Origin of the sequence: Larkinella rosea, assembly GCF_003858635.1 — a bacterium.
Classification (GTDB): Bacteria; Bacteroidota; Bacteroidia; order Cytophagales; family Spirosomataceae; genus Larkinella; species Larkinella rosea.
Genome location: NZ_RQJO01000016.1, coordinates 78,500 through 103,309, shown reverse-complemented (window position 1 = coordinate 103,309; position 24,810 = coordinate 78,500). Strand labels below are relative to the sequence as shown.

The following is a 24,810-nucleotide window of genomic DNA, read 5'->3' as shown; positions in this document are numbered from 1 at the left end:
AACCTCATGCATATCAACGAGTTATTTAGCTTAAAAACAAAAGTCAGTCTGGTGACGGGTGGCGCCGGGAACTACGGAAAATGCATTGCGGAAGGGCTGGCCGAAGCCGGCTCCACGGTGATCATTGCTTCCCGAAATCTGGAAACGAGTGAGGAAGTGGCAACCCGGTTTCGGGCGAACGGACTGGATGTTCACGCCCTTCAAGTCGATCAGGGCGATCCGGTTTCCGTACAAAATCTGAAAGCGCAGATTCTCTCCCAATTCGGCCGACTGGATGTGTTCGTCAACAATGCGGTTTCGCGCCCGATGAAAGGCTACGATGGCCCGATGGCCGATTTTGCGGAATCGATGCGGGTCAACGCCACCGGGTCGATGGATATCCTGCGCGAAATGGCCGATCTGATCGTGCAGGCGGGTGGGGGCAGTATCATCAATATTGGTTCGATGATGGGCATGTACGGCCCGGATTTATCTAATTACGAAGGCACGACGATGGGTACCCCGCCCCCCGATTATTTCTTCCACAACGCGGGTTTGCTCAACCTGACGAAATACCTGGCGCAGGTGCTGGCGGGCAAAAACGTGCGGGTCAACTGCATCAGTCCCGGCGGCCTTTTCAACCACCAGCCGGAGCGGTTTCTGGAAAATTACACCAAAAAAGTGCCGTTGCGACGCATGGCCAACAACGACGACATCAAGGGATTGATCGTGCTGCTGGCATCGCAGGCCGGGGCCTACATCAATGGTGAAAATATTCTGATGGACGGCGGGCTAAATGCCTGATGCCGAACGTCAACGCTTCCATTTCACGTACCCACCGTTACTCAAAACCTCTGCCCACTTTCGGTTGCCGGCTAGTGTCAGATGAACGCCGTCCCAGGTGTATTCCTTTCTGAGCTTGCCGGTTTCGTCCACGAAATGCGGGTGGAGGTCGATGACTTCAAACGACTCGGTTGCAGCCATTTCTTTCAGGGTGGAATTGAGAAACCGGATGTGTTCTTCCTTGTTGTAATGGCTCTTTAGTTTCTGAAACGAATCATTGGTCGGCAGCAGCGTCTGGAAATAAATCCGGGTTTTGGGCGACCCGGTTTTGATCCGCCGGACCATCCGGCGGTAATTCCGTACAATAATGCTGTCGGGGACGTTGCGGGCCAGGTCGTTGATGCCGATCAGGATGAAAACTTTGGCCGGTTTTCCCTGAATGACTTCATCCAGCCGTTCCAGCACGCCGAACGTCATATCGCCCGGAATGCCCCGGTTTTTATACCGCGTATCGCCCAGCATGTCGCTCCAGTCCGCCCAGAACGTCAGGCTGTTTCCGAGAAAAACCACATCCTTCCGCGAATGCGGCAGCGACCGGAACAGATCGACCCGGGCCTTGTAAATATCCGGCCGAATGGTGCTGTCCCACTTCGCTTCCTGCGCAAAAACCGCACAACTTCCGAACAGTAAAAATGTGAATAGCGCTACGGTTTTCATATCATTCGCCTAATGAATATCGAACCCGTGGTTGGTGTCTTCACAAACCTCTTTTTTATACAATTATGGTCTGTGAAGACACCAACCACGGGTTTACAAACTTCTGCATTCAAACAGAACTACACTGATTTTAATGCGTTCAACCTGTCGTTTTATGGACTTAAATGAACAGATTCTGCTTTTTATTAATTTGGACAAAACAAGATTTGATTATGCAACAAAAATGAACCTAAAAGATAGTCAACTAATTAGAGTGATTACCCTCTTAGCTTCTTCAATCGAGGAGCAAAGGAGCTATTTAATTAAGCTGAACGCTTTCCCATCTACTGATGAACTTGCTCTCGAGTTTGACGATGCCTATCAACCTTGGAAATCGGCTTTAAACCAAATAAGCATCAGTCCAGAGGCTCTTCATAAAGCCGAAAGAATAAATACTTTATTAGACAGTATGAGTGAGGGTACAAATCCAGCCATGTGGCATGTTGACTCTCTTAACAATTCTTATTGGAGCGAAATAAGGCGGATATCAGGAGAAATTTTGCGTGAAATCAAGCTCTGATATTCCTCTCCATGGTCTGTGAAGACACCGACCACGGATTTCGGAGAGTAGTCAGACAACCTCTCGTTCGTTTTATTTTACCAGCCCACGGTTTTAACCGTGGGTTCTTAGCAAAAACGGCGTTTATACAAACCGTTTCAACGGTTTCTGTCCCTCAAAACCGTTAAAACGGTTCAAAAAAACCATGCCCATTTTCGGTTTCCCACGGTTAAAACCGTGGGCTGTTAGACATCAATTCCCCGCCAATTGCGAAACCGTCAGCTCATTCAACAAGGGTTCACCGGCTGAAAACCGCACGACATTTTCTAAAAAAATAGTGGAAACCCGTTCTAAAAACCGGGGGCTTAGGCTGGAACCGGAAATGTGGGGTGTCAGGATCACGTTGGGGAGAGCCCAGAGCGGATGATCCGGCGGCATGGGGTAGTAATAATGCGTGTCGAGCGCGGCCCCTGCAATCCAGCCTTCTTCCAACGCGCGAATCAGGGCTTGTTCCTGAATCAGAGGACCCCGCGCCGGATTCAGCACAAAAGCCGTGGGTTTCAGCATTCGCAGTTCAGTTTCGCCCATGATTCCCGTGGTGGTGGCGGTTTGGGGAACGGCCATCACCAGAAAATCGAGGCTGTTCAGAAACGCTTCTTTTTCGTGACCATAAAAAATCCGATCAGGGAATGTGCCGTCGGGGTCGCCGGTGCCGGGGACGCAGAAAACCGTATTCCGTTTCTGAATTTCCTGTCGAACCAGCACGTGAACCGTCATGCCGAGGGCTTTCGCCAGCCGGGCGGTTTCGCGGCCAATACCGCCATAACCCCAGATGCCGACGACCGATCCGCGGATTTCTTTCTGAAACCGTGCCGACCGATCCCAGATGCGGTTTTCCTGATTCCGAATCAGCCCGCGCACATCCCGCGCCAGATTGATCATCATCGCGATGTTCCATTCGGCAATCGGTATGTCGAACACACCCAGCGAATTACACGCCCGAACGCCCCGCTCCACCAGCTTTTTGCCGAACAATTGACTATACCCCGCCGAACTGATCTGCACCAGTTTCAGCCGCGTCATCGCTTCGTGGTTTTCGGGCAGGAAGGTGCAAAACAACACGTCGCAATCCTGAATCTGGCTCAGCGGCAAAGGCCGCACTTTTTCTTCCGGCTGCGCCACCACTTCCACCGAAATACCCGGCGTTTGTTGCAACTGCCGCAGCACCGGTTCATACACCGGCATGTCAATCAATACCTTCAGCATGGTTTTTCAGGTCGTCAGGATTTTGCCGGGAACGCTGTTGAATTCGCCGGTACCGGGAACAAACGGAAACCGGCGGATGGTTTCGTCGGTCAGCTCAATGCCCAGACCCGGTTTTTCGGGACGCTGCACGAAGCCGTTTTTTAGCAGCAAACTGTCACCGATTACTTCGCTGTGCAGCGGCCCATACGCCGGGGCCACTTCCAGAATAACCGTGTTCGGGCAGGCAAAACCGGCGTGAATGTTCTGCATCTGCGAACCGCCCGCCCCCCAGGCGTGGGGCGCAATGTGCTGCCCGCGCTGCGCCAGACTCGAAGCCACCTGCATGAATTGATCCAGCCCCGCCGTAAACGACGCATCCGGCTGGCCAACGCCGAAACTATCCTGCTCGATGAATGTCTGCCATTCGCAAACTGCCGTCAGGCATTCGCCCCCGGCAATCACGGTTTTGGTGTTCCGGCGCAGTTCGGCGTATAAATCCGGGCGGGTGTAGTGCAGCGGTTCTTCCAGAAAAAACAGGTTGTACGGTTCCAGCGCGCGGGCCACGGCGGTGGCGGTTTCGAGTCCCCAGGTCAGCGTCGGGCTGTTGCCCATGTGCGCGTCGAAGAGCAGTCGGAGGTCGTTGCCAAACTGCTGGCGGACGTAGGCGGCTTTGGTGGCTTCCAGATCGGCAGCTTCGGCGGGGTCGATGGAAACCGCAAAGCCGGTCTCTTTCCAATACGCTCCGGCCCCAATCTTCACGCCCTGAAAGCCCAGTGACTGGTAAAACGCAATTTTATCGCCCAGTTTTTCCAGCGGATAATTGCTGGGGCCGCCCGTGGCATAAGCGGGCAATTGACCCTGAGCAACAAACTGATTTTCTTTGGTTTCGGGAAAACCACCTTTCCAGTTTTCGCCCAGCAGTTTGTAAACCGGTACACCCAGCGCCTTTCCTTTCAGGTCCCAGAGGGCGGCTTCGATCCCGGCCAGTACGATGGCTCCCAGGCCCACGCGGCACCAGAAATTGCCGCACTGGTACATCCGTCGCCAGAGTTCGGGAATGTCATCGACGGTATTGCCGATTAGAATCGGTTTGAAAAAATCCACGATACCGGGCACGCCTTCCGGGAAAAAATAACCGGCGTAGGTTTCGCCCAGCCCGGTGATTCCGGCATCGGTTTCAATGCGGATAAAAGCCGCCGACCGCAGTTGGCGGGCTTCGGAAAGAAACGGATCGCCGGTGCAGGGACCCGTCAATAATATCGTTTGAACGTCGGTAATTTTCATCAATCGGTTCGGCAGATTTTAAGCCGTTTTGGGCAGGATGGCAATTTCAATGGCGGCCACCGTAATCAGGTCTTTGTTTTGGTTTTCAACGACAATCTGGTTCCAGCCGTCGGCGATGAGCGAAACCGGAAACCGGTAATTGTAACCCACATGGTCTTTGGTCAAGTGCGTCAGCGAACCGCAGGGAAGGAGCAGTTTGCCGGTCGATTCGTTTTTGAGATTCGGCCAGCAACCGTTAATGGAAACCGGCAGGTGAGCGGGTTTGTCGTCTGCTTTGAGCACCACTTGCACCACCACTTCCAGATTTTGATTGGCAGGTTCGGCACACATCGCCAATTTAAACGGGCGTTGCGCAAACGGGCCGATGCTGGCGGGCATCTGGGCAGGCAACTCAAACGGAGTCGGATTAAAAAAAGCTCCGGCGGTGCTGAAACAGTAGTGTTTCGGTTTTCCCCGCAAGAAATCCAGTTTATGAATGTCGCGCAGGGCCGTATAATCGGCCCGGATGCCCGACTGGAGGGGCTGATCCGAACAGAAAAAATTGAACCATTCGATGCCGTGGACGCCCATCGCCAGTTTACCGGCCGCGTTGGCGCGTTCAATCGCCGGACTGGCGCCGATGTACCGCATCCGCTCTTTGACGGTTCCCGATTCGTTTTGCGTCGGCAGCGAATTGGCTCCGTCGTCGATGGACCCGTAAATGGCCACGCGGCCGCCGAGTTGTTTCCGAAACTCGTCGTGGGGCATGTCCCAGGTCGTGGGCCAGAAACCGCCCGGAATCACAAAATCGAGCGTTCCGTCCTGACACAGCGTTACTACATCCACCCCGATCTCTTTCAGCGGGCCCAGTGCGCCGGGAATCCGCATCCCGAACGGATACGGTTTTCCGGTTTTCTTGGCTTGGCGCTGGGTGAGCGCCCGGATCTGGCGAAACCAGTCATTCATCATCGCGACGGTTTCGGGCGATGCGCCGGGTTCACAACACAGCGGTTGCCGCCACCAGTCGAGTTCCAGGCCTTCGAAATCGTAATCCTCCACCACTTCCCGAATCTGCTCGAACATCAGGGCGCGAACCTCCGGTTTTTCGTAATTCAAGCCAATTCGGTCCTGCGCGTTCTGCAACCCGTACGACGCATGTTTGAGCCGCATTTCGTCTTTCTTAAACAGCGGCAAATTGAAAAAACTGCCTTCCACGTTCCGGCTGCCGTGCATGTCGTTCATCCGGATGCTGACCCAGGGCGAGATTTTCCGGCGCCGACAGGCTTTGGACGTTTCGGCCAGCCAGTCTACGCCCGCGTCGATCAGGTCCTGGTAGCGATCCATGAACCGCGAGAAGTTATCGAGAAATTCTTCGACGGCTTCGGGTTCCGTAATGCCCTGACAAATGGCGTGTCCGCGAAAAAAATTACGATCCCCGCGCTTGTAACCGTCGAGAATGCTGGGGATTTTCTTGCTCGGATACCAGGCGCGGTTGGCGTTGGCGTTGATCACGAACGTGTCGATTCCGTTGTCGGCCAATACATCCACGTAGCGGTGAATGGCTTTGGCCTTAAACGGCCCGCCCACTGCCACCGGTTTGGTGCCCATCTTGCCGGTGCGCGGATTGGCGACGGTCTTCAGCGCATAATCTTCCGGTTGCCAGAGTTCGGGGTTGTAAAAATAGACGCAGGTATCGCCGTTGAACAGGTTGCGGTGATTATCCAGCGCGTTTTTTTTGGGCGGGGCAGCGTCCGGCCGGTTGGTCGGTGCTGTTGCTAAAAGATTCGGTAGGAGCGGTGCTGTGGTGGCGGTGAGTAAACCGCTGCGCAAAAAATCCCGGCGGTTTTTCTTGTTTTCAGATTTCATGCAAGCGGGTTGTGGTCGATTTACGATGTTAGTTTTGCAGACACTGATTTTACAAAGCTAACTTCTGAGGTTCCCGCTTTCTTCTACTTCTCTATGTATTTGTGATATTATCTTTCACGACCTGCCTCACCCGATTCGCTGCGTGGCCCAGGGAGCTCGAAGAGATCCATCTTCCAATGCTTCGGTATTCGGCATTGAGCCTAATTTTCAATGAATGAAAAGCCATTATTATAGACAAAAAGTCTACAATACTTGACATAAAGAAATGTTTACATATCTTTGTGAGCAACTAACTAATCGAATTATCATGGAACAATCTAAAAAAACCGTAAACCGGCAATCCATTGTTTTCGCTCTTCTGCACGGTGCCACTTATTTGCCTGCAACATGGCTGTTGAAACATCATGTCGTCGACCCGCCTTTTTCGGTCATTCTTGCAATAGTGCCCGTTGTCACATTCGCCATTTTTGTTTTTAAATTAATCAAAGCCTTTTCGATTATGGACGAAGTAAAGCAACGGGTCCAGTTGGAAGCCATTGTTATCGGTTTTTCATTGACGGCCATGTTGATGATGCTTTTATTTTTGCTTAGCCTGTGTGATCTTTCGAATCCCGTGTGGTTTAGCTATGGGCATCTGGTGGGCTATTGCTGGGGCTTTTATTTTATTGGTTGGTTCATTTCGAAAAAAAAGTATGGGGTATGAAAAACACGATTAAGGTGGAGCGAGCAAAGAAAAATTGGACCCAGGCCGATCTTGCCAGACACATCGGGATATCACGGCAGGGTTTAAATTCGATTGAAACCGGGAAGTTTATTCCATCCACTGTACTGGCCCTGCGAATGGCTAAAGTGTTTAATACGACCGTCGAAGTCTTATTTCAGTTGGATGATATTGAGGAGTGACGAAGAGAAGCGCTGGAAAAAAACAGAAATAGCCCAGGTGTTGAAACCCCAAAATTTATAAAAAGAATAACAGAACTCAGGCAAACAGCCCGTTCAAAACCCGATAATTGTTTCGAAACCACTTCTCGCTTGACGGCGGAGATTGCGCTGAACAATTTATAAAAACCGCCTTCCAGCGCATAAATTTCGATTTCCTGATTCGCCGGATCGATCAGCCCATATTCCGGGACAGCAAACCGTTCGTAAAGATCTTTTTTATGACCCGATCGCGGACGATGGAAGAAGGAGAAATGATTTCGACCTCCAGCGCTGGTGTTTGGGGGCCGGAGCAGATCTTCTCACCAGTTTTCCGTCAATGAGTTCGTACAGGTGGGTGTCATTGTCGTCGAACTCCAGATTGCGGTATTCGGCTACGGTTAACCGGTGCGTTGACCCGGTTTCCGAGGTGCTTTCCAGGCGGCTCTCCGAGGGGCTCTGATTTTTGATTTTGACTTCCCTACTCCTTAGACGATGAATTTGCGATTAACTCAAAGGTAACCTACCCCAAAGGTATTTCCAACCTGCCCTAAAATTCACTAACTTTGTGATTCTCCGCTCAACTCTGTTTCCTCCGCTTGGCTTCGCGAAACAATTTTGAAAACTATTTCGCGGAGATAAGCAGAGAAAAAGAGAGTTAAGCGGAGTTATAAAGAATCGAATCATGTTTGAAAATCTTCAGGATAAGCTTAATCAGGCTTTCAAGACCTTGAAAGGACAGGGCCGGATTACCGAAATTAACGTTGCCACAACCGTTAAGGAAGTGCGCCGGGCCTTAACCGATGCCGACGTCAACTACAAAGTAGCCAAAGAGGTGACCGACCGCGTCAAGGAGAAAGCCCTCGATCGGAAAGTCCTCATCGCGGTGGAGCCGGGCCAGTTGTTCGTCAAGATCGTTCAGGAAGAACTGACCGATCTGATGGGTGGTGAGGCCCAGAGCATCAACCTCAAAGGTGAACCGGCCATTATTCTGATTGCGGGTTTGCAGGGTTCGGGTAAAACGACCTTCTCGGGCAAATTAGCTGCTTACCTGAAAAAGCAGGGACGCAACGTGCTGCTGACGGCCTGCGACATTTACCGCCCGGCTGCTATCGACCAGTTGAAAGTGCTGGGCGAGCAGGTGGGCGTGGAAGTATATGCCGAACCGGAAAACAAGAACGCGGTCGAGATTGCCCAGAACGCCCTGGCGCACGCCCGTAAAACCGGTAAGAAAGTCGTCATTGTCGATACCGCCGGTCGTCTGGCCGTTGATGAGGTGATGATGAAGGAGGTGGAAAACCTCAAGAAAGCCTTAAATCCGTCGGAAACCCTGTTCGTTGTCGATTCGATGACGGGGCAGGATGCGGTCAACACGGCCAAAACGTTCAACGACCGGCTGAATTTCGACGGCGTGGTGCTGACCAAACTGGACGGTGACGCCCGTGGTGGGGCCGCGCTTTCGATTCGGGGGGTGGTGCAAAAACCGATCAAGTTCATCAGTACGGGCGAGAAAATGGAAGCGCTCGACGTCTTCTATCCCGATCGGATGGCCAGCCGGATTCTGGGCATGGGCGATGTGATTTCGCTCGTTGAGCGGGCGCAGCAGGCGTTTGATGAAGACGAAGCCAAGCGCATCAGCTCCAAAATGCGCCAGAACAAGTTTGATTTCAACGACTTCCGGGGGCAGTTGCAGCAAATCAAAAAAATGGGAAATATCAAAGACCTCATCGGCATGATTCCCGGCATGGGCAAGATGATGAAGGACGTCGATATCGACAACGACTCGTTCAAACCCATCGAAGCCATCATCGGTTCCATGACACCCCTCGAACGCGAACGCCCCGATATTATTGACGGAAACCGCAAAAAACGCATCGCCAACGGCAGCGGCACGTCGATTCAGGAAGTGAACAACCTGCTGAAACAGTTTGACGAGATGCGGAAAATGATGAAGAAAATGAACCAGATGAACGCATCCGGGAAACTCAGCCGAATGATGAAATAACCGGAATGGGTCTGAAAACGCATAAAAAGAGGGCGGAGTTGACTCCGCCCTCTTTATTATTTGTGGGAGGCATAACCGCCTTTTTCCAACAACCGCGCCTGATCGAAGAGCGTCAGCGCTTTCTTATACGTTTCGTCGCTTTCCGACAGCATTTCAAAAAACTCGTTATTCAGACCGTCGCGGTGGCCCTGCCGCCACGCATACTGGGCAATATACGCCTTGAGCTGCGTCTGAATGTATTTCTTCGAACGCTTGTATTCGGCTTCATTGAATTTGATTCCCTGCGCCGTCGCGTCGTCCGTCAGGCGTTTCAACATCGCTTCACTAACCACAAAATTCTTTTTGTAGGCCGTAAAACCGTCTTTCTCCAGTTGTTTGCGGTGATCGTTGGCGTATTCCATCGCCATTTCCCGCACAATGTTTTTGTTAAATAACTGAATCAGGTATTTGGTCATGAACAGCGTGTCGCGGGGAACGAAAACGTCGGGCGTAATGCCGCCAGCACCAAAAACCGTCCGGCCCCCCATTGTTTTGAACTTGTATTTTTCGTTGTTCTTGATGCTGTCGGCAATGTAATATTCCCCGCTTTTCGAGCGCATTTCGAGGTCTTTTTCGTAATCCTCCCCGTGCCCGGCAACGTACGGTTTCTGAATGCTCCGACCGCTGGGCGTATAATACCGGGAGATGGTCAGCCGCAGTTCGGAGCCATCGGACAACATCACCGGCATCTGCACCAGCCCTTTGCCGAACGACCGCCGTCCGACAATCAACGCCCGGTCCTGATCCTGCAATGCCCCCGCCACAATCTCCGACGCCGACGCACTGCCTTCGTCCATCAGCACAATGACGGGGCCGTCTTCAAACTGTCCGGCAATGCGGGCTTTGGTCTGGCGATCGTACCGGTCGTCTTTACCGTCGGTATACACCAGCAGTTTATCGCCGGAAATAAATTCGTCGGCCAGGCTCGTCGCCCGGTCCATGTACCCGCCGGGGTTGTTGCGCAGATCGAGCACCATCTGGGTCATGCCTTTCTGTTTCAGCGTTCCCAGCGCCTTTTTGAATTCGTCATACGTGGATTCCGAGAACCGGTTTACCTTGATATAACCGGTTTTGTCATCGACCATGTAAGCCGCATCGACCGAGTAGGTCGGAATCCGGTCGCGGTGGATCGTAAACGTCAGCGGTTTTTTCTCACCTTTCCGCAGAACGAACAGCTTGACTTCGGTTCCTTTTTTGCCGCGTAACTTTTTAAATACCAGCGCGTTGTCGAGTTTGCTTCCGGTCATGTCGGTGTCGTCGACCTTGATGATCTTATCACCGCTCAAAATACCGGCGGTTTCGGACGGGCCACCGGCCATCGGCGTCACGACGTAGACGGTATCTTTATAAATGTTGAATTCGACGCCGATGCCATCAAAACCGCCTTCCAGTTGCGTGCGGGCGGCTACGGCGTCGGTGGGGTTCATATACGTGGTGTGCGGATCGAGTTTTTCCAGCATTTTGGAAATCGAATAATCCACCAGCTCGTCCGTATTGACCGAGTCAACGTAGTTATTTTCAATGAGTTGGAGAACTTCCTTGAATTTGGAGTACCCGCGTCCGATGTTGTTGAGGCTTTTGCCGCCCCCAAAAAACGTAGCGCCGATCAACATGCCGGCTGCCAGCGTGATGCCCAGTAAAATCGGCAAACGAACGGTCGCTTTGTCGTTCTGAATTTTTTCGCGTTCAGGTCCTCTCATATTTCGTATCTACGGACCGCCGGGCGGGCCTGTTTAGTCCGTGTAATTCTTAACATTTCAAAACTCAGCTGGAATTGGGATCTCACGGACTTTTAGTCTGTGGGTATGTAATTAACGATAAAATATAGGCAAAATGTTTGCCGATGCGTCATGAAAGAAAGAGAATTTTTTTATGTCTGTTATTTTACCGTCAAATCCGATTTCATGGTATCGGCTAGCTGGATAAAAATATCGAGCGCCGACGGATTTCGGAGCGTATCCCGGCTGGCAACCCGATCGGGGGAGAGGCCCATGAGTATTTTTTTGATGGGCGTTTCCACTTTTTTGCCACTAATCGTATACGGTATTTCCGGCACCTGAAAAAGGGCATCCGGAACGTGCCGGGGGCTGTATTGCGACCGGAGCGCCAGCCGGATTCGCTGCGCGGTTTCTTCGTTGAGTTCAGTGGCCGGAACGTCGGTTTGGCCTTTCAGCACCACAAAAAGAGGCATGAAGTACCGCCCACCGGGCAGTTCCAGGCAAATAACCAGGCTATCGGCCACATCGGGTACACTCTCAACGGCGCTATAAACCTCACTTGTGCCAATCCGCACGCCATCGCGGTTGAGCGTCGCATCGGAGCGACCGTAAATGATGACGGTTTTCCGGTCGGTAATTTTAATCCAGTCGCCGTGCCGCCAGATGCCGTCGTATTGTTCGAAGTAACTGGCTCGGTATTTCTGGTTACCGTTGGGTTCGCCGTTGCCGTCATTCCAGAAGTAAATCGGCATCGACGGCATGGGTTCCAGAATAACCATTTCGCCCAGTTCCTCCCGGATCGGTTTGGCACTTTCGTCGAACGACTCCAGCTTACACCCCAGCATCCGGCACTGAATTTCACCTTCATACACCGGCAACAGCGGACAACCGCCGACAAACGCACTGCAAATGTCCGTGCCACCGCTGATGGAAATCAGCCAGACGTCTTTCCGGACCGATTCGTACACCCAGCGGTACCCTTCGGGCGGCAGGGGCGAACCCGTGGAACCGATGGTTTTGAGGTGAACCAGGCGGGAACTGTCGATGAAGGACAAACCCGCCCGCATGCAGGCCAGCAAATAAGCGGCTCCCGCTCCGAAATGGTTGACCTTGGCCCGATCGGCCAGGTTCCAGAGCACATCCATGTTGGGATAACCCGCCGAACCGTCGTAAATAACCAGTGTGGCACCCACCAGCAACGACGCAACGGAATAGTTCCACATCATCCAGCCGGTGGTGGAATACCAGAAATACCGGTCGCCGGGCTGAACATCCTGGTGCAGCGCCAGCGCTTTCAGGTGTTCGAGCAAACAGCCTCCGACGCTGTGGGTAATGGCTTTTGGTTTGCCCGTCGTGCCCGACGAAAACAGAATCCAGATCGGGTGTTCGAACGGCACCGGTTCGAAGGTGAGGGGCAGTGCCGGGCCGGTTTGTAAAACCGAATGCCACAAAACCGATTCGACCCGCGCATTCGTTCGGGGTTCAAAATCGGGATCGAGGCTGGCAACCCAGACTACTTTTTTCAGGCTGGGCAAGGCCGTCTGCAAATCGCTCAGCGCATCGGTTTTGTCGATCTTTTTGCCATTGTACGAATAGCCATCGACCGCGAACAGAACCTTGGGCTCAATCTGCCGAAACCGGTCGATGATGCTGGGCGTTCCGAAGTCCGGTGAACAGCTCGACCAGATGGCACCCAGGCTGTTGGTTGCCAGAAACGCAACGACTGCTTCCGGAATATTGGGCAGAACCGATACCACGCGGTCGCCGGAGCGAACGTTGTTTTCGCGTAAAAACTGGGCAACGGCGGCCACCTGTTTCTCCAGTTCGTTCCAGCTCAGGGACGTCAGCGGGTGTTGTTCCGACTGAAACAGGATGGCCGGGCGTTCGTTGGTTTTATTGCGGAAAATGTGTTCGGCGTAGTTGAGCGTAGCACCCGGAAACCAGCGGGTTCCGATCATACCCGAAGCTGGTTTTTCAATCACTTCCTGGTAATCACGGTGACTTTGTATGTTGAAATACTGCCAGATACTCTGCCAGAAATCTTCGAGATCGGTGGTCGACCAGTCCCACAGATCATGGTAGTCGCGGAAATACAATCCTTTCTTGACAAACAGCCAGTCCAGATACCGCTTTAGTTGGGATTGGTCGATGAGTCGCCGATCCGGTTTCCAGAGCGGTTTTTTGTTTTCGGGTTGTATCGGCGTTTTTGCAGCAGCCATCTCGTTCGGGGAATAGGGCGGAGTCTAAATTGGGTCGTTTTCGAAACCCTTTTCTTCTTAAAAAGTGTTCCGTTTCTGAACAAAGCCAGAAGTTACGGTAAAATACGCTAACTTTGCAGCCCATTTCAGTATAGTTTTTGTAAACTGGCTGATAATCAATGTAATTTATACTAACTACAGTAGTGATACTGCAACTTTTATGAGCAAGAAAAGAGAAGAATCAGAAGGCCGCCGGGGCGACAGGAAAGAGGGATCAGGAAGGCCGGAACCAGCCCGGCAATTTTACAGCAAATTCAACAAAGAGGCCGGTCAGAAAGACGGCAATACAGACTACGACCGCCGGGAACGCAGCTTCGATAAACCGCGCGGAAACCGGTCGGACGAAGGCGGTCGGCGGTTTGACGATACCCGGCCCAACCGGTCTTCCGACGATCGCCCCCGTTTTGAACGGAGTGACGACCGTCGATCCTCGGATCGGCAACGCAACGATTCGTCGCGCAACGAAAACCCGCGCGGGGGGCGTTTCGAAGGTGCCGGACCGCGCCGGGAAAGCCCGTTTGGCAACGAACGCGGTTACGGCGAACGCCGGGAATCGGACCGAAATCAGGAGGATCGCCCGCGCTTTAACCGGGACGAAAACCGGGGTTTCCGCCGGAATGACAGTGATCGGCCGGAACGTCCCCGTTTCGACCGGAACGATGAGCGACCGGAACGCAGTGAAAACCGGGGAAACCGCTTCGAAGGCGGTGGGCCGCGCCGGGATTTCAACCGGGATCGGGAGGAACGTCCGCGTTTTAATCAGGATGAAAACCGGGGCTTCCGTCGCGACAGTGAACGGCCGGAACGCCCCCGCTTTGATCGAAACGATGATCGACCCAATCGCGACGAGAACCGCAGCCGGTTTGGAAAACCGGATTCCCGCGATGAAAAACCCCGCTACGGCCGTCCGGGTACCAGCGACGCCCGGAATGACCGGTTTGGCGGAGAGCGTTCGCTCGGAGCGCGTTCGCGCAACAACGAACCCGGAAATGATTCGGATCGGCCCGAACGCCGGGAAAACCGGTTTGGCAACGAGCGCGGTTACGGCGAACGTCGGGAGTCTGGTCGGGATCGGGAGGAACGTCCGCGTTTTAATCGGGACGAAAACCGGGACTTTCGCCGGGGCAACGATCGTTTTGAAGGCGGAGGACCCCGCCGGGATGACCGCGAATCGCGCCCGGAACGGCCACGTCGGACCGAAAGCGAGGAAGAGCGGCAGCGTAAAATTGAAGATAGTCGGAGCCGACAGGTCGGCAGTCAGCGGGCTCCGGAGTTCGACCTGGATAAAATGAAGGAAAAAGCCTTCGGAGGGCGGGACCCGCGCGACAAAAAAGCGAAGCGCCCGGGCCAGGATCGAAGCGGAAGTGCGGATCGAAACAGCGCTAAAAAACCGCGTGATCCCGAATCAACCCTGATTCGGCTGAACCGCTACATCGCCAATTCCGGAATCTGTTCGCGCCGGGATGCCGACGAACTGATTGCCCGGGGGGATGTGAGCGTGAATGGCAAGGTGGTGACCGAAATGGGTTACAAAGTGAAACCCACCGACGTGATCAAATACGGCAGCCGGGTGCTGAATCCGGAGAAAATGACGTATGTGCTGCTGAACAAACCCAAAGATTACATCACGACGACCGAAGATCCGGAAGATCGGCATACCGTCATGGAACTGGTGGCGGGGGCGACGCCGTACCGGATTTACCCGGTGGGCCGCCTGGACCGCAACACGACCGGTTTGCTGCTGCTGACCAACGACGGCGAATTGGTGGAAAAACTGACGCATCCATCGAACGAAATCAAGAAGGTATACCAGGCGGAACTCGACAAACCGTTAACCAACGAGCATTTTGAAGCCATTCGCGATGGGTTTGAACTGGAAGACGGCTACATCAAACCCGACGATCTGGGAATTGTGACGCCGGATGCGCAGGTGATTGGCATTGAAATCCACAGCGGTCGCAACCGGATTGTGCGCCGGATTTTCGAACATTTTGGCTACGAAGTCACTAAGTTGGATCGGACGGTTTACGCCGGGCTGACCAAGAAAGAACTGCCGCGCGGTTCGTGGCGGTATCTGGACGAAAAAGAGGTGATTCGGTTGAAATTCCTGCTGTAATCGACTTCATACAAAAAACCGGGCGAAGGAAACCTCGCCCGGTTTTTACTTTTCACCAATCTTCTATAGACAAGAGAGAATAGAGAAGAGACAAGAGACTACCCCATTAATTTTTAGTCTCTTGTCTATTCTCTGAGTTCATTTCCGCCGAACCGTGAAGGTCACTTTTCCCCAGGTCACGTTTCGCTCGATGGGATTGAACGTCTTGGTTTCGTAGTTGGCCAGGCATTCGATCCGGTGGCCGTCGGGGCAATCGGGCGAAATCTGAAGGATGGATTGCTGCGTAAAACCGTCGGGCCACCGCGCCGGAATCATTTCGTCGGCCCATTCTTCGCGCACCCACGGATCTTCGGTGTAGAGCCGGAGCCGGTTTTTGCCTGCGTACAGCATCACTTTTTCGCCGGGATTCACCACACCGTCGGCGTTTCCTTTCCCGTTGGCCTGGTCCCGAATTACTTTTCCGTCGTCAACGCTGACCGCATTGAAAACCGGTACCTCGTACCGAACCGGAATCTCCAGTTCGTCTTTACTGACCTGATCACCTGCGTAAACCGTCACCCTGAACTTAACGGCCGAGGGTTCCGCGTGTGGCATCGGCTGTTTGGCGCAGGAAATGGTCAGTGGCGGCAACGCCAGCGCGTGTTCAGCCGCCGTCGGTTTCACCTTTACTACAGAATCTTTCAGAATAATGTCCTTATCAAAGGTACTGACAACCACCCGAATCGGCTGAGAGCCAGCTTTTTCACCGCCCCGGTTAAACAGCCGGAGCGTTAGTTGGTTGGCCGGTCCGGTTTCTAAAAACCGGCTTTTGCCGTTCACTTTATAATCCAGACAAACCCAGGCCGGGGCGTCGGTTTTCTCGAAAATGCCGACTTCGCCCCCGCGCGCATCCACTTCCAGTGCCAGTTGGCCGTTGGCGTCGCTTTTTCGTTCGCTCAGTACGGTTTTGCCCGTCGGAACTGAATAGGTAGCAACCTGGTAGGTTTTGTTGGGAGCATAAACCGGAGCCGTCGTTACTTTTAACGGACCAATCGCCAGTGCCGGGCCGTCGGGGAGCCACTGCTTCGTATAACCGCCGAAGCCCTTCTTATCCACGTTTTTAAGGAAGATAAAACCGGGCTGCTGCTTGTTGCTTTCGACCGAATACCCCCACAACCTGAAGTTCGGATACAGGTCAAAATGCGACCAGCGATCAGGGGCTTTGTGCGGTTTTTTAAACGAATCGGCCACAAATTTCAGCGCCTTTTCGAAAATGACGGTTTCGCCCGCGTTATCGACCCGGTGCCCACCCGGAAAAGTTTCCGATTCGACCGGTTTTCCCTCCCAGGCAGCTCCGTATTTGACCTCTTCGTTCAGGTTGTACAGGATGTCGGTGTCGCTGGTGTGGATGCGGAAATCCACGTCCTGTACATTTTTAAAGGTGTAGCGAATGGGATACAGCGTGTGGTTTTCCGGCGATCCGACGAAGAACTCCGGACTGCCCATGATACTGACCCCGGCGCACACCTGATCGGGGTATTTGCCGGACAGGAAAAGCGACATAAAACCGCCCATCGAAAATCCGATAATCCCCCGGTGATTGCGGTCGGTGAGCGTGCGGTACGTCTGGTCAATGTGCGAAACCAGCTCCGGAAAGTAGTCTTTCATCTGCACTGAAAACTTCACGTCGTTGTGGTTGCCGATGTTGTAGGGGCGCGGTTCTTTGCCGTCGATGTTACCGTCCCACATCACCAGGATCAGGTCGTATTTGTCGACGAGTTGCTTCAGTTTTTCGTACGCCAGCTTCGCATTATCGTCCATGTAATGCCGACCACCCCAGCCGTGAAAAAAATAGATGACCGGATACCGTTTCCCAGAGGTCGAATACCCCTGCGGCAGGTACAGGCGATAGGATTTGGCGTGGCCGAAAACCCGGCTTTCGTGCGTCAGATCGCGGTAAGGTTGCTGCGTGTTATCGTCCTGCGCGAAAACCCGGAAGGGCAGAAAACCGGTTGCGATGAGCAGCCCCACCGCAACCCTTTTTTTGAAACGATTCATCATAGTTCAGGTTTAGGAATAGTCAGTTATTGTCTGATTATATACTTGAAAGTGCCTGTTTTTTTGTGGCTTTTGTTCACCAGTAATACCCGCCAGATCGGTCGGCGGCTCCAGTTGTCCACGATTCGTTTTTCATCCGGCGCGTCGCCCGGCATTTGCTCTTTTTTGACCGTCCAGGCCGACGCATCATATTCCAGTATAACCGGTTTGGTGCCGGAAACCGTAAAGCTGATTTTCCCCGGCTGACTCAGATCGACCGGGCAAACCGTCATGAATGTTTGGGTTAATTCCCGGACAGGTTGTTGCAGCTTGTAGTGGTCGGTTACCGATACGGTATTTCGGTTTTTCTCCAGGTTTACGGTTCGGTTCCACTGCTGGATGCCCGCTTCGGCGGGGTAGGCTGCGGCCAGGTCCATTTGCAATGTAGCGTTACCGGTGGTTTTGTTGTACTGCACGTTGCGGGCTTCGAACTGCGTTCCGGCCTGTTGCGTAAACCCGTTGATTGTCGGCAGGTTATGGTACGCCGAGTTGTTGTACCAAAGCGTGTAGCGTTCTTTCGAAAACGTTTTGGCCGTGTAGGTGCCGAAACCCACGTCGATGATCACCGGCTGGCCGTTGGCGTAGACGATAAAATCGCCGACATCGTTGTGGTTGTGACTTTCGGCATTGTGGCCGCCGTGCGATGCGACAAACAAACCGCCCGGCGTTCGGCCCGCCATCAGTTGAATGCTCTTTAACCAGACATCCGGCAGCATCGGCGGACGGCCTGGCTGATTGGCGCATTCCCTCAACGCGAGTAGATTCCAGAGCGTCGATAAGCGGGTAGAACCGTTGGAAAGATCCCGCCGTTCCTTGTTGCTCCGAAACGCCCAGGCTCCGAAGCGTTGCATGGTCGTGTCCCGGACGGTTTTGCCGATCCGATAAACCTGCAAACCGTCCACGTTCAAAACCGGTGAGGCATCGGCGACGTTGATGAAATACTGTCCGGCAATGTGCATTTTGTACAGATAAGCGCCCACGTTCTGAACGAGCGGTTCCTGATAAATGGTCAACTTACCGGCAGAAGCACTTTCGAGAAGCACCAGGGCATCGAACAACCGCCCGATGGCACCGTTCCAATAGCTTGGGCCTTCGTCGATGGCACCGTCGTCGCCGAGCCAGTTGAGGTAATGATCCAGCAGCGTCAGGGCGTGCCGGAGTTCTTTGGCCCGGCGCGTTTCGTCGCGTTCGAGCAGCAACAAAGTCGCCATCCAGTTGCTGATCACCCACGGATTCCAATTGTTCACCGGATTCTGTTTAGTGCCGGGCTTCAGATACCAGTACCGTCCGCTGTCTTTTTCCAACGGGCTGAAAATCCGGGTGTTGACTTCGTAATAAATCCGTTTCCGCAGCAAAGGCGAGAGGCTATCCAACTGCGGCCCGAGCAGGTAATCCGTCAGCGCCAGCAAGGTTCCGGTATCTCCGGCAAAAATATCAACCGATTGATCTTCCACATCGACCAGCCCCAAACCGGCTTTCTGCTGGTACAAATGGGCGGGGATTCCCCACATACTTTCTTCACAATGCGACCAGATTCCGTCGACAATAGCGTCCAGAAACCGCCCCTTTTGTTCCACCATTTCGGCCAGCAACAGGGTGAACAACTGCGCCCGTTTTTTCAGCGAAACGTTTTCGTAATTGATCCGAAGCCCTGTTCGCTGATACTCCAGCATCAGCGAAGCGGGAATGGCTTCAAACGGCGTCTGGCGGTAGTTTTCGGCCTGCTGAACGAACGACTTCCGGACCGAATCGGGCAAAATGGCCTGCCATTCCGCAGCGGTTTTCGGAAACGGTTTCCAGTCGGCCCGGGGCAGCAGCGAGCGCGCAATCTCGTCGGTCGAAAACCGGCTTAACAGATTGCGGGCTTGCTGCGCCGGGAGCCGAAGCGGAAACATCATCCAGAGTCCTAAAAAAAATAATAAATACCGATGCAATGGCTTCATAAAATCAGGCGGTTATCTTTTGTGAGTAGGCAAAAACCGCCTTTACATACTCACAAACGCCCCGTTATTTGTACCCCGGATTCTGAATCAGCGTGGGTTTGCCGTTGACCGTGCTGATGTCGATCTGGGCCTGCGGAATCGGGTAATATTCGTTTTTGTTCGGAATGAAACTCATGCCGACAGCTTCCGTCACCAGCTTCGATTCGTAGGCGTAATAGGTGTTCAGCTCCTTGTCGGCGATGCCCCAGCGGACGAGGTCGAAAAACCGGTGGCCCTGCATGGCCAGTTCGAGCTTCCGCTCGAAATAAATGGCTTTCAGCGCATAGGTTTTGCCGCCAGCCGCAAAGGCTCCGGCCGGGTAAATCCCAATTTTATAATTGGCTGCAGGCGTTTTGGAAAAACCGCTTTCCGGTTTGGCGTCGTCGTTGTATTTATACAGAAAACCGCTCGGGTTGGCCGCCCGGGTGCGGACGCGGTTCACGTACGTTTGCGCTTTCTCCAGATTGCCGAGTTGCGCTTCGGTTTCGGCCGCCATCAGCAGCACGTCCGAGAACGTAATGATCACGTAGTTGATGGCCGAACCGGGTGCCCAGGCAATGCCGTCGTAATATTTATCGCTCGTGGCTTTCCAGTAAATGTTCTTCAAATTAACGTACGGACCGGTCGCCGACTGGTTCCGAATCCAGGCTTGCCCCGGCATCAGGCCCCAATCCTTGAACGGCAGTCCCCGCCGACCCGCCGTCCAGTCGAGCCTCGGATCGACAGTTCCGGTTTCGGGCGTAAATGCCTGCGTCGAGAGAACCCCCATGTCGCTTTTGATCGCGTTCGCATTGTAATCATCGAGGTAGGGCAGACCGGTTTCGGGGTTGGTGCGGAACGAGTTGACGAGGTCGAACGACGGCATGAAGTTGCCGCAGCAGCGGAACGGGCTGTTGATCGGGAAATTCAGCATCGTGCCCTGGTTGCCGGTGGCGATGGTACCGTTGCCGACGTTGGCCGACATTTCGACCGAGAAAAGCGCTTCCGGGCTGGTGATTTCTTTCTCGGGCCGGAAGTTATCCTCAAACTCCTTGTGCAGGTCGTAGGCGATGCCGTTGGCGGTTTTTCCGCTCGTAATCACCTGATCGAACAGCGTTTTGGCTTCGGTATATTTCTTCTGGTACAGGTACGATTTCGCCAGAAAAGCCGCCGACGCCCATTTGTTCGCGCTGGCTGCCGTTTTCTGCGTTTCGGGCATGTTGTCCATGCCAAACTTGAAGTCGGCTTCGATCTGGGGCCAGATGTCCTTGTCGTTGGGCTGTTTGAAATCGGTCGTGTTTTCGTCGATCCAGGGCACCTTGTTGAACATCTTTTTCAGGTCGGAATAGAAATAACCGCGCAGAAACCGGGCCTGCCCAATCACGTTATTCTTTTCGGCATCCGTCATGTCAGTAGCTTTGCCCACCACCCGCAACACCGCATTGCAGCGGCTGACGCCCGCGTAGTCGGCTTTCCATTTTTCGTTGAAGAACGCGTTCGTGGCTTCGATGCTGGTGGCCAGGGCGTTGGCATGGGCTTCACCGCCGTATTCGCTGCCGTAAATCCAGTTATCGGGCGGAGTGGCCCAGGCCGTTCCACCGCTGATGTTTCCTCCGTAAGCGCCCTGTCCGTCGAGGGCGGCATAAGCCCCGATCAAGAGCGAGTTGACCCCGGTTTTGTTGGCGAGCACGTCTTCGCTCAGCGCACCCTGGGGCGTATAATCCAGAAAATCTTCTTTGCACGACTGCGTCGAAAAACCGACGGCAGCCAGCAGGAGTATTAAAATTCGAAAGGATTTCATGTGAATGATTTTTGAAGGTTAGAAACTCAACCGAAGGCCCATTAAGTACTGACGATCATTGGGATACACGCCCCGATCGACACCGAAACTAACCGCCGAACCGCTGATTTCCGGGTCCAGACCGGTGTATTTCGTGAGCGTGAACAGGTTAGCCGCCTGTACGTACACCCGCAGCTTTTCAACGCCCACTTTTTTCGACAGGGCCGTCGGCAGGTTGTAGCCGATCTGCATGTTCTTGAGTTTCAGGTAGGAACCGTTTTCGACGTAGTAGGAATTGGGTGCGCCGTTCGTGCTGAAGGTCATTTTGGTTTCCTGAATGGCGACTTTGGCGTTGTGGTTTTCGGGCGTCCAGGCGTCGTAGTAGGCGGTTTTGCTCTTGGCTTGCAGGAACGACGCGTAGAAATCGGTGTAATACCGGTTGTAATTCCAGAGGTCGTTGCCCTGCACGCCGTAGAAGAACGCGCTGAAATCGAACTGTTTGTAGGTCAGGCCCAGGTTGATGCCGTAGTTGAAATCCGGGTTCGGGTTGCCGAGGAAAATCCGGTCTTCCGGCGTAATCCGGCCGTCGCCGTTGGTGTCGGTGTAGCGGAAACGACCCAGTGCCTGGTCGGTCTGGTACACCTCAGCCGGGTTGCCGGTGGCTTGCTGCGCTTTTGCATTGGCGCTGTTCAACTCTTCCGTCGAGTTCCAGAAGCCGGCGATCTGGTAGCCGTAAAATGAACCAATCGGGTGGCCGACTTCGTTGCGCACAAAATCGACGCCGTTGTGCTGGCGACCGGGCGAGAAGAAGAAATTCGTGTTGTCGGTTACCTGCGTCACTTCGTTTTTGTAGGTCGTGAACGTCAGCCCCAGCGTGGCCCGCAGCTCGCTCCCGAACGTTTTGTTGCCGTTGATGCTCAGGTCCAGACCGGTATTTTTAACGCCCGCGATGTTGACAAACGGCACCGTCCCGACGCCCTGCGTACCCGGAATGGCTGGGTTGTAGAGCAAATCTCTGATGTCTTTCCGGAACACATCCGCCGAAATGTCGATGGCCCCATTCAGCAGCGTGGCGTCGATTCCGAGGTTGGCGTTGATGTTTTTCTCCCATCTGGCGTTCGGATTTCCGATCTGACCGACCTGAAAACCGGCCATGTTCGAATTGTTGGTGCGGCCCAGGTCGTAATACGACGCGCTTTTATCCATCACGAAGGTGTAATACCCGTTGTTGGCGTTGACATTCAGCTGGTTGCCCATCACACCCCAGCTTCCCCGAAGTTTGAGGTCGGAGAGCCATTTCATGCCCGACATGAAGTTTTCCTTCGAAACCCGCCAGCCCGCGCTTACCGCCGGAAACCAGCCGTATTGTTCCTGTACGAACTTGGACGAACCGTCGCGCCGGATCGTTCCGCTCAGCAGGTATTTATCCTGAAAACTGTAATCGACCCGCCCGAACTCCGAACTGAGCGTTTCCTGGCTGCGGCCGCTGAAGTTGGTCTGAATGCCCGAACCGGTCGAGAGCGTCGTGTAATTCGGATCGAAGGTGAAGTAGCTCAAGGTGGTGCCGCCGAGGTTTTCGAAGTAATTCTTGTAGGCTTCCGTTCCAACCACCACCTTCAGATCGTGGCTGGTGCCGAATTGTTTTTGAAACGTCAGTGTATTGGTCCAGGTCCAGGTATAGCCGGTATTCGAACTTTGCGAAAAGGAGTTCGTGTTCGAGTTTTCCGGATTTTCGTACATCGGGTACCAGAACGAGCGCGCCGAGTTGAAGTAGGTTTCGCCCCCGAAATTGGTCCGCAGCGTGAAGTTTTTCAGGAAATCGACTTCGGCGTACATGTTCCCGAACAACCGGTGGCCCATATCGCGGTTGCTGCGGGCATTGCGCTGGAGCGTCGCGACGGGGTTGTTGCCGTTGTAACCGGTATTGAATGCCCCGGCGTAATTGCCTTTAATATCGTAAACCGGCAGAATCGGGGCCATCGAATAGGTTACCGAAATGACGTTGTTGTTGGCCTGTTCGTCGATTTTCGGATTCTGGCTGATGGTGTACGTCAGGTTTTCGCCGATGCGGATATGGTCAGAAACGTTGAACTGGGTGTTGGACCGGAGGGTGTAGCGTTTGAGGTACGTGCTCAGGAGCGTTCCCTGCTGGTTGAGGTAATTCAGTGAAAATAAATAGCTTCCGCGTTCGGTGCCCCCGTTGACTGTCAGATTGTGGCTGGTGTTGGTGGCCGGTTTGAACACTTCGTGGAACCAGTCCGTTCCGGCTTTGTTGGCTTTGATGATGCGGTAAAAGGTGTTGTAATCGTCGGCGCTGGTGTAGTTGGGGTTGACGTAATACTTAGCCGGATCAACTGCCGGATCGCCTTCCATTTTGCCCAGCGGCAGGATGTAATCCGGCAAAACCGGTGTCGCGCCCTTGCCGTACATCGGATCGTTGATCGCAATCCCCGAATTTTTGTTGGCGACCCACCGCAGATTGGCTTCTTCCTGCGGATTGAGCAGGTCCCAGACATTACCCTTCATCGGCGTCTGCACCCCGTAAAAACCGTCGTACTGCACATTGACCTTGCCGTGGCCTTTCTTGGTCGTAATAATAATCACCCCGTTCGACGCCCGCGATCCGTAAATCGAAGCCGCCCCGGCATCTTTCAACACCTGAATCGAGCCCACGTCGTTCGGGTTCAGGTTCGTGATGTTCTGCGTCGGCACCCCATCGACAATATACAGCGGGGTGTTGTTCCCAAACGTGTTGATCCCGCGAATCCGAATCTGCGGATCGCTGCCCGGTTGGCCGGACGAAATAACCGTCACCCCGGCGGCCTGGCCTTGCAACTGATTGGTCACAAAACCGGTCGGTTGTTTGGTGATGTCGTTGACGTTCACCACCGCCACGGCCCCGGTAATGTCTTTTTTGCGTTGCGAGCTATACGCCGTCACGACGACCTCGTTCAGCGTCTGGTTATCGGGCTGCATCGTTACATTGAGGATCGACTGGTTGCCGACCGCAACTTCCCGTTTTTTGTACCCGATAAAACTGAAAACCAAAACCGCTGATTCGTCGGGCACGTTGATGGTATAATCGCCGTTGGCGTCGGTAGTCATCCCGGTGGTGGTCCCTTTCAGAATGACGTTGACGCCCACCAGCGCTTCGCCTTTTTCGGACGTTACCCGGCCTTTGACGCTGAGGGCGGTTTTGGCGAGCGGTAGGTTAGCGGGAAGGGTTCCGGCCGCCGATGCCATCAGCTGGGCGTAGGCCCCGGGCCTGCCAACAGCCGCAAGGAGGAGACAGAGCAGCAATCGGCTCAGGTAGTAGCTGTTCTTTTTCATATCATATTGTATTTTACCGAGAAACATTAAAGTGTTGAATGCTGTATTTCGTTGGATTATCAATCAAATGATTAGTGATTATTCTGTGTTTTCAAGTAAAAACCTTAAAAAATTTCTGCAATCCTTGCCGCAAACCTTTGCATATTTTTTAGATTCCCCGAATCATAGAATATATTTGTAGAAGAGGGGTCATTGGCGGCTTTTGGACTGTTGAATGT

17 protein-coding genes are annotated in these 24,810 nt (G+C 53.5%); 6 read left to right on the top strand and 11 right to left on the bottom strand.

Annotated features, from left to right (window positions below):
- Positions 1-6: 6 nt before the first annotated feature.
- Complete coding sequence (locus tag EHT25_RS30510; RefSeq protein ID WP_124879241.1) at positions 7-783, top strand: SDR family oxidoreductase; 777 nt, start codon at positions 7-9, stop codon at positions 781-783.
- 9 nt (positions 784-792) lie between these two features.
- Here the strand turns inward: EHT25_RS30510 and EHT25_RS30505 are convergent, their stop codons facing one another.
- A complete protein-coding gene (locus EHT25_RS30505) occupies positions 793-1,479 on the bottom strand; it encodes a GDSL-type esterase/lipase family protein (protein WP_124879240.1) in 687 nt (228 codons plus the stop codon).
- Between the two features lie 154 nt (positions 1,480-1,633).
- Between EHT25_RS30505 and EHT25_RS30500 the strand changes: the two genes are divergently transcribed.
- The gene (locus EHT25_RS30500) at positions 1,634-2,038 is read left to right on the top strand and encodes a hypothetical protein (protein ID WP_124879239.1); all 405 of its coding nucleotides are present in this window, start codon (positions 1,634-1,636) and stop codon (positions 2,036-2,038) included.
- Between the two features lie 231 nt (positions 2,039-2,269).
- Here EHT25_RS30500 and EHT25_RS30495 read toward each other — a convergent pair whose 3' ends face one another.
- The 3 genes from EHT25_RS30495 to EHT25_RS30485 are packed head-to-tail and all read right to left on the bottom strand — an operon-like array spanning position 2,270 to position 6,391.
- Entirely contained in the window at positions 2,270-3,283 is a 1,014-nt protein-coding gene (locus EHT25_RS30495; RefSeq protein WP_124879238.1) for a D-2-hydroxyacid dehydrogenase, read from the bottom strand.
- Between the two features lie 6 nt (positions 3,284-3,289).
- Complete coding sequence (locus EHT25_RS30490; protein WP_124879237.1) at positions 3,290-4,546, bottom strand: mandelate racemase/muconate lactonizing enzyme family protein; 1,257 nt, start codon at positions 4,544-4,546, stop codon at positions 3,290-3,292.
- A gap of 18 nt (positions 4,547-4,564) precedes the next feature.
- A complete protein-coding gene (locus EHT25_RS30485) occupies positions 4,565-6,391 on the bottom strand; it encodes a glycoside hydrolase family protein (protein WP_124879236.1) in 1,827 nt (608 codons plus the stop codon).
- A 307-nt stretch (positions 6,392-6,698) separates the two neighbouring features.
- On the opposite strand from EHT25_RS30485, the gene EHT25_RS30480 reads away from it, so the two are divergent.
- Together EHT25_RS30480 and EHT25_RS30475 are read left to right on the top strand one after the other, a co-directional pair.
- On the top strand, positions 6,699-7,094 hold the full coding sequence (locus tag EHT25_RS30480) for a hypothetical protein (protein ID WP_124879235.1): 396 nt from the start codon (positions 6,699-6,701) through the stop codon (positions 7,092-7,094).
- Positions 7,091-7,294, top strand: coding sequence for a helix-turn-helix transcriptional regulator (locus EHT25_RS30475; RefSeq protein ID WP_124879234.1), 204 nt, complete (start codon positions 7,091-7,093; stop codon positions 7,292-7,294). Before EHT25_RS30480 ends, EHT25_RS30475 begins: the two co-directional genes overlap by 4 nt.
- Here the strand turns inward: EHT25_RS30475 and EHT25_RS33275 are convergent.
- Complete coding sequence (locus EHT25_RS33275; RefSeq protein WP_229311862.1) at positions 7,270-7,506, bottom strand: hypothetical protein; 237 nt, start codon at positions 7,504-7,506, stop codon at positions 7,270-7,272. The two genes, EHT25_RS30475 and EHT25_RS33275, sit on opposite strands and share 25 nt — an antisense overlap.
- A 488-nt stretch (positions 7,507-7,994) precedes the next feature.
- Here EHT25_RS33275 and ffh point away from each other — a divergent pair, with 488 nt between their 5' ends.
- On the top strand, positions 7,995-9,314 hold the full coding sequence (gene ffh / locus EHT25_RS30465; RefSeq protein ID WP_124879233.1) for a signal recognition particle protein: 1,320 nt from the start codon (positions 7,995-7,997) through the stop codon (positions 9,312-9,314).
- 56 nt (positions 9,315-9,370) lie between these two features.
- Here the strand turns inward: ffh and EHT25_RS30460 are convergent, their stop codons facing one another.
- Together EHT25_RS30460 and EHT25_RS30455 are read right to left on the bottom strand one after the other, a co-directional pair.
- Positions 9,371-11,053, bottom strand: coding sequence for a S41 family peptidase (locus EHT25_RS30460; RefSeq protein WP_124879232.1), 1,683 nt, complete (start codon positions 11,051-11,053; stop codon positions 9,371-9,373).
- A gap of 179 nt (positions 11,054-11,232) precedes the next feature.
- Complete coding sequence (locus EHT25_RS30455; RefSeq protein ID WP_124879231.1) at positions 11,233-13,290, bottom strand: acetoacetate--CoA ligase; 2,058 nt, start codon at positions 13,288-13,290, stop codon at positions 11,233-11,235.
- Between the two features lie 199 nt (positions 13,291-13,489).
- Here EHT25_RS30455 and EHT25_RS30450 point away from each other — a divergent pair, with 199 nt between their 5' ends.
- Positions 13,490-15,445, top strand: a complete 1,956-nt coding sequence (locus tag EHT25_RS30450) for a pseudouridine synthase (RefSeq protein ID WP_124879230.1) — start codon at positions 13,490-13,492, stop codon at positions 15,443-15,445.
- A 138-nt stretch (positions 15,446-15,583) separates the two neighbouring features.
- Here EHT25_RS30450 and EHT25_RS30445 read toward each other — a convergent pair whose 3' ends face one another.
- The 4 genes from EHT25_RS30445 to EHT25_RS30430 all read right to left on the bottom strand — a co-directional run bounded on the left by EHT25_RS30445 (position 15,584) and on the right by EHT25_RS30430 (position 24,592).
- The gene (locus tag EHT25_RS30445) at positions 15,584-17,485 is read right to left on the bottom strand and encodes an alpha/beta hydrolase (RefSeq protein ID WP_124879229.1); all 1,902 of its coding nucleotides are present in this window, start codon (positions 17,483-17,485) and stop codon (positions 15,584-15,586) included.
- Between the two features lie 23 nt (positions 17,486-17,508).
- On the bottom strand, positions 17,509-19,464 hold the full coding sequence (locus EHT25_RS30440) for a heparinase II/III domain-containing protein (RefSeq protein ID WP_124879228.1): 1,956 nt from the start codon (positions 19,462-19,464) through the stop codon (positions 17,509-17,511).
- 64 nt (positions 19,465-19,528) lie between these two features.
- Complete coding sequence (locus tag EHT25_RS30435; protein WP_124879227.1) at positions 19,529-21,283, bottom strand: RagB/SusD family nutrient uptake outer membrane protein; 1,755 nt, start codon at positions 21,281-21,283, stop codon at positions 19,529-19,531.
- 18 nt (positions 21,284-21,301) lie between these two features.
- Positions 21,302-24,592, bottom strand: a complete 3,291-nt coding sequence (locus EHT25_RS30430) for a SusC/RagA family TonB-linked outer membrane protein (protein WP_229311855.1) — start codon at positions 24,590-24,592, stop codon at positions 21,302-21,304.
- Positions 24,593-24,810: the final 218 nt, after the last annotated feature.